A 13,601-nucleotide genomic window follows, 5' to 3' on the forward strand; every position below is an offset into this window, starting at 1 on the left:
AACCTCCCTTTATAACCTATCCCCGTCACAAGGCGTTGATGTCGATGAGCACAACATCCCAACCCTCCACGGAAAGCAAAGAACACCGCCTGAAACACTACTTGCGCGAACGAGCTGCAGACGGTGAGATGTACTTCAAAGGCAAGTTCATTGCAGACGACGTCGGGATGTCGCCGAAAGAGATCGGTGCAGTGATGGTCAAACTCTCCGGTTCGGTCAACGACCTCGAGATTGAGAAGTGGTCGTACACGAGCGCGACGACGTGGCGAGTCGCACCCGCCTAACGTCGTGACGTGGCGTTTCGAAGCCCTCAGTCCCCCTGACGTCGAAACTCCGACCCCCCACCCTCCAAGCGAACACGCACAACACGCCACACGAGCGAACCACAAACCACACGAGCGAACCACAAACCACACGAGCGAACCACAAACGATCACTCCCTCAGCGGGTCCGAATCCCCTGTCACACCTCCTGTCGGACTCGTTTCCTGTCGTATAGTTTCCGGAGTCGAGTCTCCGGCCCGCCGACGACAGTCGTTTTATACGCACGGCCCTGATACCCTCAGTGATGGACGACGTCGAATCGTCCGGGTTCGAACCGACGCGGGAAACCGGGTCGACACTCGAGGCCGGACCGCCGCTCGAGCGCATCGAGTCGGTATTTTCGATCTACGAAATTCGAACTGAAGGCGACCAACTGGTGTATTATGGGAACCCGCTGATGCAACCCGAGCAGGTGATGCGCGAACTGTGGCCTGTGTTTCGGGAGGCGGGATACGACCCGCAGTTGACCACTCGTTACGGCGAGTTCGTGCTCGTCGCCGAACCGATCGACCTCGGTATCGACGGCATCCCGTGGACGAACATCGTTCTCCTCGTCGCGACGGTGTTCTCGACGCTGTTCGTCGGCGCGGCGTGGTGGTATCCGTCGCTCGATCCGATCTCGAACCCGGTCGATCTCGTTTACGCGTGGCCGTTCGCGCTCGCGGTCCTCGGCGTCCTCGGCGTTCACGAACTCGGTCACTACGTGCTGAGTCGCTATCACGAAGTCGACGCTTCGCTGCCGTACTTCCTCCCCGTTCCGACGATCATCGGGACGATGGGGGCAGTCATCAAACTCAAAGGCCTGATGCCAAACCGAAAGGCCCTCTTCGATATCGGCGTCGCTGGCCCCCTCGCCGGCCTGGCTGCGACGATCGTCGTGGCCGTCATCGGACTCCACCTCCCGCCGGTTACCGTCCCCGAATCGGTCGTCGAAGAAGCTGACGGCAGCGGCTTCAGGCTCGGAATCCCGCCCTTGCTCGAGTTCCTGGCGATGGCAGTCGATCAGCCGATGTACACCGACGATCCGACGCGCAATATCAACCCGGTCGTCATCGGAGCGTGGGTCGGCATGTTCGTCACCTTCCTCAATCTAATCCCGGTCGGGCAACTCGACGGCGGACACATCCTCCGGTCGATGAGCGACGGACTCTTCGACACGATCAGTTCGCTCGTGCCGACGCTGCTCGTCGCACTCGCAGGATACCTGTACTTCGTCGGTGGATACGGCTTTCAGACGGTGTTCATCTGGATTCTCTGGGCGATCCTCACGACGCTCTTCGCGTCTGCCGGAGCCGCAGAACCCGTCACCGACGACGAACTCGGCATGGGCCGACAGCTGATCGGAATAGCCACGTTCGGCCTCGGCTTGCTCTGCTTTATGCCAGTGCCACTCGAGGTCGTCCAGTAACAGCAGAATCCGTCGGTTCTTCCCCGCTGGATCTACCGCCTCTTATCCACTAGTCGCCGTGTGTGTACCCACAATCCTCGAGCGCGTCACCATCTAACGTAATTCCGTGTGCTGGTTCCGTCACCGAGCCAACGACTGAGAGGTCGACGTCGCTCGACGAACGGGCGTCGACGAGCGCGTCCTCGGGAATCGTCGCGACGAGTTCGAAATCCTCTCCGAACGTAATCGCGAGGTCGAGGGCTTCCTCGTCGGTCGCTGTTACCTCGAGAAGCGTCTCGTCGACGGGAAGCTGGCTCGAGTCGACGGCGAAGCCACACTCGCCCGCCGCCGAGAGTTGGTGAAGCGAGCGAGCGAGGCCGTCACTCGAGTCCATCATCGCGCTCGCGTGAGGAGCGAGCGCTCGGCCCGCCCCGACTCGTGGTTCGAACCGAAAGAGGTCGTTTGCTCGCTCGAGTGTCCCTGAGGCGTCCGTCTTCGAGGTGTCCGTTCCCTCGCTGTTCGTCTCCGTGGCGTGATCGAACAACTCGAGAGCGGCCGCGCTACGGCCAAGTGTGCCCGTTACACAGACGAGATCACCGGGCCGTGCGCCGTCTCGAGTAACCGGTGCGTCAGTGTGGCCAATTGCCGTCGTCGAGACGGTGAACTCCTCGTGACCGTCGAGGTCGCCGCCGACGTACTCGCTGTCGACGAGTTCACAAACGTCGCTCGCACCCCGAACGAAAGCGAGCAGTTCCTCGCGGTCGAATTCGGGAGCTGCGTAGGCCGCAACGGCGGCAGTCGCCTCGGCACCCATCGCCGCAACGTCGGAGAGCGAGGCACCCACGGCTCGCCAGCCCGCCGTGTAGCGGGTCGTTCCGGCCGGAAAGTCCGTCCGCTCGTGGAGCATGTCCGTCGTAATGACGAGGTCATCGACGACGGCGGCGTCGTCTCCGACGGACTCGAGTTCTCCCTCGAGTAGCGCCAGAGCGCCACGTTCGTCCATACCGTGCGTTTCGCGCCCAGCACGAAAAGGGACGCGGACCGAGTCGAGGGGCCACATCCCGAACAGATCGAAGACAAAATCGAGAGGATCAGCGAGCGGACGAAGAAGCTGCGAGGCTGCTGGCTCGGTTCGAGGTCGCTCGAAAAGCCGAGAACGGGCCGCCCGTTCAACGGTTACGGTTTACCGAAACTGTGTCCAGGAGACCACAGGACGGTATGCGGTCGGTCTGGAAACAACGGACAGTCGTCCGTCTCAGACAGACTGCGTATCGAGATTCCACCCGGGGTCGATGCCCGTCTGCTCGATCTGGTTCGATCGACACGCTGGGCAGTAATCGGGCGTCTCCGTGTGATTTCGGGGGACGTAGACCGCGCCGCCACACTCCACGCACGCATCGGAAACGATGGTCGCGCAGTCGACGCAAACGTTGAAATCGTCGACTGTGAGTTCGCGCAGGGGTTCGAGTTGTTTGTCCAAGAGATACTCGTCGATGACCGCCTGACAGTTGTGGCACGGTTTCATAGCGATGCAAATTGGTGCATGTGACAGTGGCACATAGACCTATCGCCTCCGGGGATTTTCTCGACGGACGACGGTGCACTCCGGCCGACGAGCACTGTCGGAGTAGCACGTCAAATACGCGGAGTGGCGAAACGCGTACGTCACGTCGTCACGCACCGCCACACGCCAGGACAACGATGGTCTTAAATGCCGCGGACGGAAACTCAACGCCAATGGCTACGATGTACGACGTTCCGGCGGACGACCTCATCGAGGCGCTCGCCGACGATCTCGAGGAACGGCTGGAGGAACCCGACTGGGGCAAGTTCGTCAAAAGCGGAGTCGACCGTGACCTGCCACCAGAACAAGAAGACTTCTGGGCAGTTCGTGCAGCAAGTCTCCTGCGCAAGGTCGCCGACCGCGGCCCTGTCGGTGTCGAACGACTGTCGACGGAGTACGGCGGCGCGAAAGGTGGCTCGAACCGCTACCAGGTCGCCCCCGACAAACGCGCCGACGGCTCGAAGAACCTGATTCGGACCATCCTTCAGCAACTCGAGGACGAAGACCTCGTCGAGACTGCAGAGGGAGAGGGGCGACGAATCACCCCCGAGGGACAGAGCCTACTCGACGACACCGCTGGCTCCGTCCTCGAAGACCTCGACCGACCGGAACTCGAGCGCTACGCCTAACACGGCGGAGATCAGTTTTCGCGTTGGTTCAGACGTGAGCGCCTGCAGTAGCCGCGCTCGTCCGTAATCATTTTCCACTGTGGCACACAACAACTACACATCACTATGAGTGGCTCACCCGACGAAGAGAAACTCGAGGAGCTCCGACAAAAGAAAATGGAGCAGCTACAAGAACAGGCCGACTCCCAGGGCGGCGAGGCCTCCCAGGAGGCAGCCCAACAACAGGCCGAAGCCCAGAAAAAGGCCGTCTTGCGCCAGCACCTGACCGACGACGCGCGAAAGCGGCTTAACACGGTCAAGATGAGCAAGCCCGACTTCGGCGAGCAGGTCGAACGACAGGTCGTCACGCTAGCTCGAAGCGGGCGCATTCAGGGGAAAATCGACGATCAGAAGATGAAACAACTCCTGCAGGAACTGAAGCCCGACTCGAAAAGCTTCGACATCAAGCGTCGCTGATGGACCTCGGCGTCCTCTACAGCGGTGGCAAGGATTCGACGCTCGCAGCGCTTCTCTTAGAGGAGTTCTACGACGTAACACTCGTGACGGCACACTTCGACGTGAGCGACGACTGGGAACACGCCCGCGAGACGGCCGAACGGATGGGGTTCGCGTTCGAACGACTCGAGTTAGATCCCGACGTTGCTCACGAGGCCGTCGAGACGATGTGCGACGACGGCTTTCCTCGCAACGGCATCCAGCAGGTTCACCTGCACGCCCTCGAGCAACTTGCTCAGGCGGAGTACGACGCAATTGCCGACGGGACGCGGCGTGACGACCGAGTGCCGACCGTCTCGAGAGCGCAGGCACAGAGTCTCGAGGATCGCTTCGACGTGGACTACATTGCACCGCTCTCTGGCTTCGGCCGGACGGCAGTCGACCGACTGGTCGACGCGACGCTCGAGGTGACCGTTGGACCGAGCGAAGAGATCGACCGAGCGGACTACGAAGCCGAACTGCGAGCGATCATCGCCACAGAAGACGTTCCGGGGACCGTCGAAGACGTGTTTCCGCCTCACGAGCAGACGTACGTGACGGATGTCGTTCGGAACTGATTGAGTGGCGTTCGGGACTGATTGAGTGGCGTTCGGGATTGATCGAGTGGCGTTCGGAACTGATTGAGTGGCGTTCGAGCCGGTTCGAGTGACTCGTTCGCGGGCCATCCCCAAACAACAGGATAGAAGTTCGCCCTCGGCGAACCGCTACTCATGTACGACCGGATCAAGGGCTTTCGTGATTTCTACCCCGGCGAGATGGCCGCCAGACGAGAGGCCATCGACACCCTCGAGGACACCGCTCGCGGCTACGGCTTCCGCGAGATCGGCACTCCCACTCTCGAGCGCGCCGAACTCTGGACCGACAAGAGCGGCGACGACATCGTCGACGAACTCTACTCCTTCGAGGATCAGGGTGGCCGCCACGTCACGCTGACGCCCGAACTGACGCCGACCGTCGCGCGGATGGTCGTCGCCAAACAACAGGAGCTCTCGAAGCCGATCAAGTGGGTCTCGACACGCCCGTTCTGGCGCTACGAGCAGGTTCAACAGGGTCGCCAACGCGAGTTCTACCAGACCAACGTCGACATCTTCGGCTCCTCAGAGCCCGACGCCGACGCCGAAATTCTCGCCTGGGCCGCCGACGCGCTGAGGAACCTCGGGCTCACCGGCGAACACTTCGAGTTCCGCATCTCCCACCGCGACATTCTGGGTGGCGTCCTCGAGAGCTACGACGCCGACATCGACACCGAAGCCGCAATTCGCGCGGTCGACAAATCGGACAAGCTCTCTACCGCCGAGTATCACGACCTGCTGATCGGTGCCGGACTCTCGGCCGACCAGGCAGTCGAATTCGACGACCTCATCGCCGACGGCGACCTCGAGCGAGTCGAATCCTTCGCGGCGAACGAGCGAGTAACGGACGCGGTCGAGAACCTCCAGAACGTCCTCGAGGCGGCCGAGGACTTCGGCGCACGCGAGTACTGTACGATCTCGCTCGAGACGGCACGCGGACTCGATTACTACACCGGCGTCGTCTTCGAGTGCTTCGACTCGACGGGAGAGGTCTCCCGGTCTATCTTCGGTGGCGGACGCTACGACGACCTGATCGAGAGCTTCGGCGGGCAGCCAACGCCAGCGGTCGGTGTCGCCCCCGGCCACGCGACGCTCTCGTTGCTCTGTCAGCGAGCGGGCGTCTGGCCCGAAGAGGCGGTGACGACCGACTACTACGTGTTGCAAGTCGGCGACACGCGCCCCGAGGCGGCACGAATCGCCCGCGACCTGCGCGAACGCGGTCACGTCGTCGAGACGGACGTCGCCGGTCGCTCCTTCGGTTCGCAACTGAACTACGCCGACTCGATCAACGCGGAGACGGTCGTCATCGCCGGCGAACAGGACCTGGCGAACGACGAAGTGACGATCAAGGACATGGACACGGGCGACCAGACGCAGGTGCCAGTGGACGACTTCCCCGGCGACCTCGAGCGACCGACGTTCGACGACCTCACGTAAGCACCGCCGGTACGGGTACTTGGTGTAGTTCAGGGCCCACCATTAACTTCGGTGTCGGTGTACGCCGCCCGATGGCCGATTTCGACACGCCGAACGTCCTCTTCGTGCTCACCGATCAGGAGCGATACGACTGCAGCGCCCCCAACGGACCACCGGTCGAGACGACGGCGATGGATCGGCTCTCGAGCGACGGAATGCGATTTTCACGGGCGTTCACGCCGATCAGCATCTGCACGAGCGCTCGAGCGTCGCTCATGACGGGCCAGTGGCCACACACGCACGGAATGCTCAATAACAGCCACGAGGCGGACGCGATCCAGCCGAATCTCTCCCCGGAGACGCCGACGTTTTCGGAACTGCTGGCCGACGCCGGCTATCGGCTCAGCTATACGGGAAAGTGGCACGTCGGACGAGACCAGACGCCGGGAGACTTCGGATTCACGTACCTCGGCGGCAGCGATACGCACCACGACGATATCGACGAGGCGTTCCGCAGGTATCGCAGCGACCGCGGCGTTCCGGTCGACGAAGTCGACTTCGAGGAGGAGATTTACACCGGTAGCGATCCACGGGATTCGACCGACGGGACGTTCGTCGCCGCGAAAACGCCCGTCAGCGTCGAAGACACTCGCGCGTACTTTCTCGCGGAACGAACGATCGAAGCGCTCGAGGGCCACGCCGAAGACGATCCCAGCAGCGACAGCGACGACCCGTTTTTCCACCGAGCGGATTTCTACGGCCCCCATCACCCCTACGTCGTCCCCGAACCCTACGCCTCGATGTACGACCCGAGTGAGATCGAGCCCCCAGAGAGCTACGCCGAAACGTACGAGGGGAAACCCCAGGTGCAGGAAAACTACCTCCACTACCGCGGTGTTGAGGGCTTCGAATGGGACATTTGGGCCGAAGCGATCGCGAAGTACTGGGGGTTCACCACCTTGATCGACGACCAACTCGATCGGATCCTCGATACTCTCGAGCGACTCGGCCTCGCCGAGGAAACGGCCGTGATTCACGCCTCAGATCACGGTGACTTCGTGGGCGCGCACCGCCAATTCAACAAGGGGCCGTTGATGTACGACGATACCTACCGAATTCCCCTGCAGGTTCGCTGGCCCGGCGTCGTCGAGCCGGGATCGGTCTGTGACGCGCCCGTCCACCTCCACGACCTCGCGCCGACGTTCCTCGAGATGGGCGGTGTCGACGTCCCCAATTCGTTCGACGCGCAAAGTCTGGCACCATTGCTCGAGGCGGGCGGCGACCCCGATGACGTTCCCAACGCGTGGCCCGAATCGGTCTTCGCGGAGTACCACGGCGACGAGTTCGGGCTCTACACCCAGCGAACGGTCCGAACGGATCGCTACAAGTACGTCTACAACGGTCCGGACGTCGACGAGTTGTACGATCTCGAGGCCGATGCGGCCGAACTCAACAACCTGATCGATCATCCCGGATACGCCGACGACCGACGGGAGATGCGCCAACGACTGATCGAGTGGATGCGGGAAACGGACGACCCGAATCAGGGATGGGTGCCAGACGTGCTCAGGGCGGCGAACGACGGTGCGTAAGTCGGTTGTTTCGACCGTCTGAGTGCCGCCTCTAGTCGAGCACAACGCTCAAATATGCTAAACGAGAGTGAAATTCTATTTGAGATATTCGTAATACCCATACTATCTTGGGAGAAATAATAAATACGAAGACATATATCATTGTTGAAGATGCAAGATCTGTACGGTGTACGACGCAACCGCAACGAGCGCCGGAACCGTCGAATAACCGCGCTTGCAGCGATCGCCGTGTTACTCGCGGTAGGCGCTATCGGAGCTGCCGCGTTGCCCCTCGCTGTCGGTGGTGAAAGTCTCCTCGCGAGTGGGAGTGACGAGCCGAGCGAGGCGACACCACCGGACGCGACGCTCGAAACGACGGCGAGCGAACACGACGACGCCACGCAGCCGGTTCAGGCCTCGAGCGACTCGTCAGCCGAGTACGAGGTAACGCCGTCTGACGCTGAGGGCGAACCGGGCGAGCGGGTGAGCGTAGACGTGGACGCACGGACGCTGACCGACGACGATGACGCCGACATTTCGGGATACGATCTTCGTATCGACTACGACGACGAGCAGGTCGAACTCACCGACGCTGACACCTATCTCGACGACGACGAGGAACTCGAGGTCGACGCGAACGACGGGTCGGCCGACGTCGAGTGGACGCCGAGTGGCCTCGAGATCATCGGCGACGAACTGACCGATTCGATAACCGACGGCGACTCGATGGAGAGCATGAACGCGACGATCGTCACGCTGGAGTTCGTCGTCGTCGGCGAACCCGGCGAAACGGGCGACGTCGATATCGACGACGACTCGCAGATCTGGGACGGGGCGACCGGCCTCTCCGAGTATGACGACGACGAACTGAACTGGGGCGAGGGGACCGTCGAGGTCGCCGGCGAGTCGGACGAGGGTGACGACGGCGAAGACGAAAACGAGACCGACGAGGAGTCACCCGAGAATCAGCGGGTGGCCGAGTTCTCAGCCGTGAGCCAAGACGGATTCGTCGCGTTCGACGAGTCGAGTCAGAGCGACGCCGAGAGCGAGGGCGTGTCCTTCCCCGCCGAGGACGACGGTGAGACGCCGATCGAGTTGGACGGAGCCGTCTACGGCGACGGCACCTGGGAGTCGACCGACGTGTCGTTCCCGACGCTCGACGCCGGTGCGGCCGACGCCGACGTCGAGGCTCGCAACGGACTCCACGGCGAGTTCGACGAGGACGCCGACGAGATGACGGTCGAAGGCGAGTTGACGGTGCTCGTCGACGGCGACGAGGATCGCTCGTTCAGCTTCGATATCGACGGAACGACTGGCGATAGCGGTGAGTTGAGCGGGAGCGGTGACTTCGACGATTCAGCCGCGTCGGCCTCGCTCGTCGACAACGAGTTCCTCGTCGAAGATACGACCGGCGACACGGTCATCGACAGCGCGCTCGGGTTGCCGTCGACGAACGAAGGCGACAACTGGTTCGACCTCGCGCTCGACCTCGAGATCGAAGAGAGCGACTCGGTCACGGGAACAGTCGAGGGGACCGTCGAGGACGACGACGGCGAACCGATCGACGGCGCGACCGTCGACGCGGCCGACGGTGGTCCCACAGCCGAGACTGACGACGACGGAACGTACGACCTCGTCCTCGAGTCCGGAGCCACCGAGTTGACGGTCGACGCCGACGGCTACGCCGAGGAGACCGTCGAGACGGACGTGGGCGAAGCCGAGACGACCACCGAAGACGTCACCCTCGAGGGCGAGGAGTCGTCGACTGCAGTGTCGATCGAGGCCGACGACGCGACGGCGGGCGAGACCGTGACCGTCGACGCGACCGTCGAGAACGTGGGAGACGACGCTGTCGAGCAAGAAGTGACGGTTTCGGTGAGCGACGAAGAGACCACGGAAACCGTCGCGCTCGACGCCGGCGACTCGGAGACGGTGACCCTCGAGTGGGACGTGGACGAAGACGACGTCGACGAGCACACGGCGGAAGTCGAGAGCGAGGATGACCACGCGACGACCGACGTCAGCGTGGACAAGTCCTCGAAGAGCGACGGCGAATCTCCAGAGGGTGAGGAAGGCGACGTCGACGAGGACGAAGATGCGTTCGTCGCCACCAGTCAGGGAGGGTTCATCTCCTTCGCCGAGGACGCCGACAGAGAAGTCGCCCTCGAGGAGGGCCTCGAGTTCCCGTCGGCGGATGAAGACGACGAGTACATCCAGATCGTTGGCGTGATCGACGACGGCACGTGGGAATCCACCAGTACGTCCTTCCCGAACCTCGAGACCGACTCCGGTATCGAAGCCGAGGTGACGGCGCCCGACGGTCTCGAGGGTGAGATCGACGAGGAAGGCGACGAAATGTCCGTCGAGGGCGAACTCGAGGTCGCGATCGAGGGAGACTCGGACAGGCAGTTCTCGTTCGAAATCGACACGACCACGGGAGAGAGTGAGGATCTCACCGGAGACGCTGACTTCGAGGACGACCACGCGACGACCTCGCTCGTCGATAACGAGTTCCTCGTCGAAGACGAGACCGGCGACAGTATCATCGACTCCGAACTCGACTTGCCAGCCGACGAGGCCGGAACGAACTGGTTCGAACTCGATCTCGACCTCGAACTCGACGTCGACGACGAAGAAGTCGACGACACGGAGTCCTCCAGCGACGCTGAATCTGACGACGAGGACGACACTGATGGCGAGAGCGCGACCGGCTCGTCGACCGCCGTTGCTGGGTTCGGCCAGCTCCTCGGCGCACTCGGCGTGATCGCGGCCATCGGGGCACTCGGTATCGGCGCGTTCAGTCGGTTTACTCCGTGACCTGAAACGACGGTCGCGTCCTCGAGCGACGCGCTCCACTCGTGTTTTTCGACGGAAGTACCGAGCCAACACCTGATTCGTCACGGTCGCGGTGACAGTTGACACCGTTGCGGGAAAGACGGCGGAGTCGACACCGTCGCGGGAAAGACGGCTCTCGTTCGCAGATACGGTTCGCTCTCTTCGCGTTCGTCGTCTCGTCCGATCGAAAACCGCGTTCGTACCGACGTTCCACCGCCGTCTACTGGGAAGCGGGTTATTCGTCCTCAGTTTCACTCGAGTCGCGCTGTGCGCTCGTCGACGCCGCGGGTCGAGCCGGCGGAATCGCCGGGTGATTGGTTCGGATCGTTCTGGTCACCGCTGCCGTTAGCACGCCGGCAATCGCGCTACCGACGCCGCTGAGGCCAGCCAGCCCAAGGAGGTCCATCGCGCCGAGTCCGGCCCCGCCGTCGCCGCCGGTCGAACCGATGAAAATGCCCGCGGCGAAGACCAGTACCGTCGCCCCGATGAAACTGCCGACGCCGACGAGGAGGACGTCCTCGCTCGAGAGAACGCGCTGCCCTTCGACAACCCCAGCGAGACCGGCGACCACCGGTGCGGCGAGGGCGGCAACGAGGAGGAACACCAGCGGCGTGTAGCCTTCGACGATGAGCGCTTCCGTCCCGTCTTGTTGAGGGAGAACCGCCGATTCGATCCAGAACCAGCTCAAGAGGCTGGTAGCGCCGAGACAGAGTCCGACGACGAGCATCGTCACCGAAATTCGTCCGAGCAGTTCGATCGAACGGTGTGAAATCGTGAGGTTGAAACTCTGAGTCGTCTCGATTTGCTCCGAGTTACCCTTTGACATAGTCCATCATTCTTCGAGTATGGTAATTAACGTATTGGATAATTATTTATTATCGTTACTGTCTCGAGTCGTCCGCTTACGGTATGTATCGGGCTCGAGTCGGAACGTCTCGGGTTTGGCGCGAGTAATATGACGCATGAGAGAGGAAAAGAGCGAAAAAGGGTGTGTGAGCGAGAAGGGGGAGCAAGACGGTGGTTACGCGGAGAGAATAATCCGTTCTCGTTCGAACTGATCCTCGCCTGCGCGCCATCGCCACGACCCGATCTCGAGGGGTGAAAGCGAGACGATCAGATACGAGCGATCGGGCCACGTCGCGGCAGCGACGTCGGTCGCACTCGGTGCTAGTGTCCCGCGGGGATGAGAGTGATAGAAGCCGACGATCTCCTCGCCGGCATCCTCGAGTCGTTCGAACGCCTCGAGTTGGGCCTCGGGATCGATCCGATAGCGCGTTCGCGGCGACTCGGCGACGTTCTCGGTGGGATAGTGTGAACGAACGCGACTCGTTCCCCCGGGAGCGTCGTCGTACTCGCCGCCGAAGATGCCACAGATTTCCTCGGGGGACTCCGCTCGAGCCCGCTCGAGAATAGTTTCGCGGATCTCACTCGGGAGCACGAGCGCGGGCCCGGCGTCGGTGGGCAGATCGTCGGTCATGGTCGCAACTCGGCGTCCGCCTCGCGACGGTCGAGCAGGTCCGCGAACGGAACCGCGATTTCCTCGAGCGCTTCGGGCGGCGTCTCCGGGTCGAACGATTCGGGCTGAACGATCGGTGCCAGCGCCTCGAGCGTGTCCACCAGCCGCGGGCCGGGGCGATTCGAGTAGTGGTGACCGTCCATCGCCCAGACGCGACCGTTTTGGACGGCCGTGAGGTCCGCCCAGCCCTCGCGGTCGGTGAGATCCGTGGCGTTTTCGGCAGTTTGCTCGAGGCCGAAGCCACAGGGCGCGACGACGACGAGTTCGGGGTCGTACTCGCGGATGTCAGCCCACTCGCGAGGTGTGGATCGCTCGCCCACCCCGGCCAGTCCGTACTCGCCGCCGGCCCATTCGACCAGTTCGGCACTCCAGTGGCCCGCGATCATGACGGGGTCGGTCCAGTCGAAAATAGCGACCCGCGGACGCTCCGCTGGAGCGAGATCCGCGGTTCGCTCGCGGATCGCGTCGATTCGGGACTCGAGGGCAGCCCGAACGTTTCGGCCGCGTTCCTCGTGGCCCGTCGCGCGACCGATTCGCTCGAGATCGTCCAGAACGTCACCGACGCTATGCGGGTCCGTGGTAAGGATTTCGGGGTCGGCCTCGATCTCCTCGACAGCGTCTTCGACGACCACCTCGTCGACCGCACAGACGTCGCACATGCCCTGCGTGACGATCAGATCCGGCTCGAGGGACTCGAGGAGAGCCGTGTCGACGTCGTAGACACCCGAATCGGCCTCGTCGTTCCCGCCGTCGCCAGTCGCTTCGAGGACCTGCTCGTCGATCTCGCCGCTCGAGGCGTCCACGTCGATTCTCGAGGACGTGACCGACGGGATCGATTCGACGCCGGACGGGTAGTCGCACTCGTGGGAAACGCCGACCGGCTCGAGACCGAGGACCGCAACGAGTTCGGTCGCCGAGGGCAGCGTCGTGACGATTCGCATGACCCGCTGTAGGTGGGGGAGGGTCAAAAGCGAACGGCTCGTGGTCGGAACAGTCCCGTTCGTCAGCGTCACCGGGGCTGGCGAGGGCTCGAGCACGCCTTGAGAGCTGATCCATGCTTTCAAAATTGAGCTATGCTTTCAGAATTGATCCGTAACTCGAGCACACTTCTCGTACTGCCAACATGGATTTCCACGTCCTCCCCAGCCGATTGCGGTCCTCGCTCCTGTCGTCGCTGCGGTCCTCACCCCTCGCACGGCTTCGTCGATCGGTCTCGCTCGCTCTCGGCCGATCGACAGCGCGCGCCACGACACACGAATGGGGACCGTCTTGTTTCGTCGAACGATTGTCTCT

13 protein-coding genes are annotated in these 13,601 nt (G+C 62.6%); 8 read left to right on the forward strand and 5 right to left on the reverse strand.

What is annotated here, in order from left to right; translation table 11 throughout:
* Nucleotides 1-38 precede the first annotated feature (38 nt).
* On the forward strand, nucleotides 39-284 hold the full coding sequence (locus BLW62_RS05765; protein WP_090505991.1) for a DUF7123 family protein: 246 nt from the start codon (nucleotides 39-41) through the stop codon (nucleotides 282-284).
* A 283-nt stretch (nucleotides 285-567) separates the two neighbouring features.
* Nucleotides 568-1,731, forward strand: a complete 1,164-nt coding sequence (locus BLW62_RS05770) for a site-2 protease family protein (RefSeq protein WP_090505993.1) — start codon at nucleotides 568-570, stop codon at nucleotides 1,729-1,731.
* Nucleotides 1,732-1,780: 49 nt separating this feature from the next.
* Here the strand turns inward: BLW62_RS05770 and thiL are convergent, their stop codons facing one another.
* Nucleotides 1,781-2,713 (reverse strand): thiamine-phosphate kinase, encoded by a 933-nt coding sequence (thiL, locus tag BLW62_RS05775; protein WP_090506438.1) that lies wholly within the window; start codon nucleotides 2,711-2,713, stop codon nucleotides 1,781-1,783.
* A gap of 252 nt (nucleotides 2,714-2,965) precedes the next feature.
* Complete coding sequence (locus BLW62_RS05780) at nucleotides 2,966-3,235, reverse strand: DUF7571 family protein (protein ID WP_090505995.1); 270 nt, start codon at nucleotides 3,233-3,235, stop codon at nucleotides 2,966-2,968.
* A gap of 212 nt (nucleotides 3,236-3,447) precedes the next feature.
* On the opposite strand from BLW62_RS05780, the gene BLW62_RS05785 reads away from it, so the two are divergent.
* From BLW62_RS05785 to BLW62_RS05810, 6 genes are all read left to right on the forward strand, one after another.
* Complete coding sequence (locus tag BLW62_RS05785) at nucleotides 3,448-3,903, forward strand: 30S ribosomal protein S19e (protein WP_090505997.1); 456 nt, start codon at nucleotides 3,448-3,450, stop codon at nucleotides 3,901-3,903.
* A gap of 105 nt (nucleotides 3,904-4,008) precedes the next feature.
* A complete protein-coding gene (locus tag BLW62_RS05790) occupies nucleotides 4,009-4,359 on the forward strand; it encodes a DNA-binding protein (protein ID WP_076579984.1) in 351 nt (116 codons plus the stop codon).
* Nucleotides 4,359-4,955 (forward strand): DUF7411 family protein, encoded by a 597-nt coding sequence (locus BLW62_RS05795; RefSeq protein WP_090505999.1) that lies wholly within the window; start codon nucleotides 4,359-4,361, stop codon nucleotides 4,953-4,955. The genes BLW62_RS05790 and BLW62_RS05795 overlap by 1 nt, the downstream gene beginning before the upstream one ends.
* A gap of 153 nt (nucleotides 4,956-5,108) precedes the next feature.
* Complete coding sequence (gene hisS / locus BLW62_RS05800; RefSeq protein WP_090506001.1) at nucleotides 5,109-6,407, forward strand: histidine--tRNA ligase; 1,299 nt, start codon at nucleotides 5,109-5,111, stop codon at nucleotides 6,405-6,407.
* A gap of 71 nt (nucleotides 6,408-6,478) precedes the next feature.
* Complete coding sequence (locus BLW62_RS05805) at nucleotides 6,479-7,978, forward strand: sulfatase family protein (RefSeq protein WP_090506003.1); 1,500 nt, start codon at nucleotides 6,479-6,481, stop codon at nucleotides 7,976-7,978.
* Between the two features lie 150 nt (nucleotides 7,979-8,128).
* Entirely contained in the window at nucleotides 8,129-10,774 is a 2,646-nt protein-coding gene (locus tag BLW62_RS05810) for a carboxypeptidase regulatory-like domain-containing protein (RefSeq protein WP_090506005.1), read from the forward strand.
* 253 nt (nucleotides 10,775-11,027) lie between these two features.
* Here BLW62_RS05810 and BLW62_RS05820 read toward each other — a convergent pair whose 3' ends face one another.
* The 3 genes from BLW62_RS05820 to BLW62_RS05830 all read right to left on the reverse strand — a co-directional run bounded on the left by BLW62_RS05820 (nucleotide 11,028) and on the right by BLW62_RS05830 (nucleotide 13,249).
* A complete protein-coding gene (locus tag BLW62_RS05820) occupies nucleotides 11,028-11,618 on the reverse strand; it encodes a hypothetical protein (protein WP_090506010.1) in 591 nt (196 codons plus the stop codon).
* Between the two features lie 195 nt (nucleotides 11,619-11,813).
* Entirely contained in the window at nucleotides 11,814-12,269 is a 456-nt protein-coding gene (locus BLW62_RS05825; RefSeq protein WP_090506012.1) for a desampylase, read from the reverse strand.
* The gene (locus BLW62_RS05830) at nucleotides 12,266-13,249 is read right to left on the reverse strand and encodes an ABC transporter substrate-binding protein (RefSeq protein ID WP_090506014.1); all 984 of its coding nucleotides are present in this window, start codon (nucleotides 13,247-13,249) and stop codon (nucleotides 12,266-12,268) included. Before BLW62_RS05830 ends, BLW62_RS05825 begins: the two co-directional genes overlap by 4 nt.
* Nucleotides 13,250-13,601 lie beyond the last annotated feature (352 nt).

Origin of the sequence: Natronorubrum sediminis (genome assembly GCF_900108095.1) — an archaeon.
Classification (GTDB): domain Archaea; phylum Halobacteriota; class Halobacteria; order Halobacteriales; family Natrialbaceae; genus Natronorubrum; species Natronorubrum sediminis.

Coding starts and splice junctions, on each gene's coding strand:
- thiL (WP_090506438.1), bottom strand. CDS start 2,713: ATGGACGAACGTGGCGCTCTGGCGCTACTCGAGGGAGAACTCGAGTCC.
- BLW62_RS05785 (WP_090505997.1), top strand. CDS start 3,448: ATGGCTACGATGTACGACGTTCCGGCGGACGACCTCATCGAGGCGCTC.
- BLW62_RS05830 (WP_090506014.1), bottom strand. CDS start 13,249: ATGCGAATCGTCACGACGCTGCCCTCGGCGACCGAACTCGTTGCGGTC.
- BLW62_RS05805 (WP_090506003.1), top strand. CDS start 6,479: ATGGCCGATTTCGACACGCCGAACGTCCTCTTCGTGCTCACCGATCAG.
- BLW62_RS05825 (WP_090506012.1), bottom strand. CDS start 12,269: ATGACCGACGATCTGCCCACCGACGCCGGGCCCGCGCTCGTGCTCCCG.
- BLW62_RS05770 (WP_090505993.1), top strand. CDS start 568: ATGGACGACGTCGAATCGTCCGGGTTCGAACCGACGCGGGAAACCGGG.
- BLW62_RS05765 (WP_090505991.1), top strand. CDS start 39: ATGTCGATGAGCACAACATCCCAACCCTCCACGGAAAGCAAAGAACAC.
- BLW62_RS05790 (WP_076579984.1), top strand. CDS start 4,009: ATGAGTGGCTCACCCGACGAAGAGAAACTCGAGGAGCTCCGACAAAAG.
- BLW62_RS05810 (WP_090506005.1), top strand. CDS start 8,129: ATGCAAGATCTGTACGGTGTACGACGCAACCGCAACGAGCGCCGGAAC.
- hisS (WP_090506001.1), top strand. CDS start 5,109: ATGTACGACCGGATCAAGGGCTTTCGTGATTTCTACCCCGGCGAGATG.
- BLW62_RS05820 (WP_090506010.1), bottom strand. CDS start 11,618: ATGTCAAAGGGTAACTCGGAGCAAATCGAGACGACTCAGAGTTTCAAC.
- BLW62_RS05795 (WP_090505999.1), top strand. CDS start 4,359: ATGGACCTCGGCGTCCTCTACAGCGGTGGCAAGGATTCGACGCTCGCA.
- BLW62_RS05780 (WP_090505995.1), bottom strand. CDS start 3,235: ATGAAACCGTGCCACAACTGTCAGGCGGTCATCGACGAGTATCTCTTG.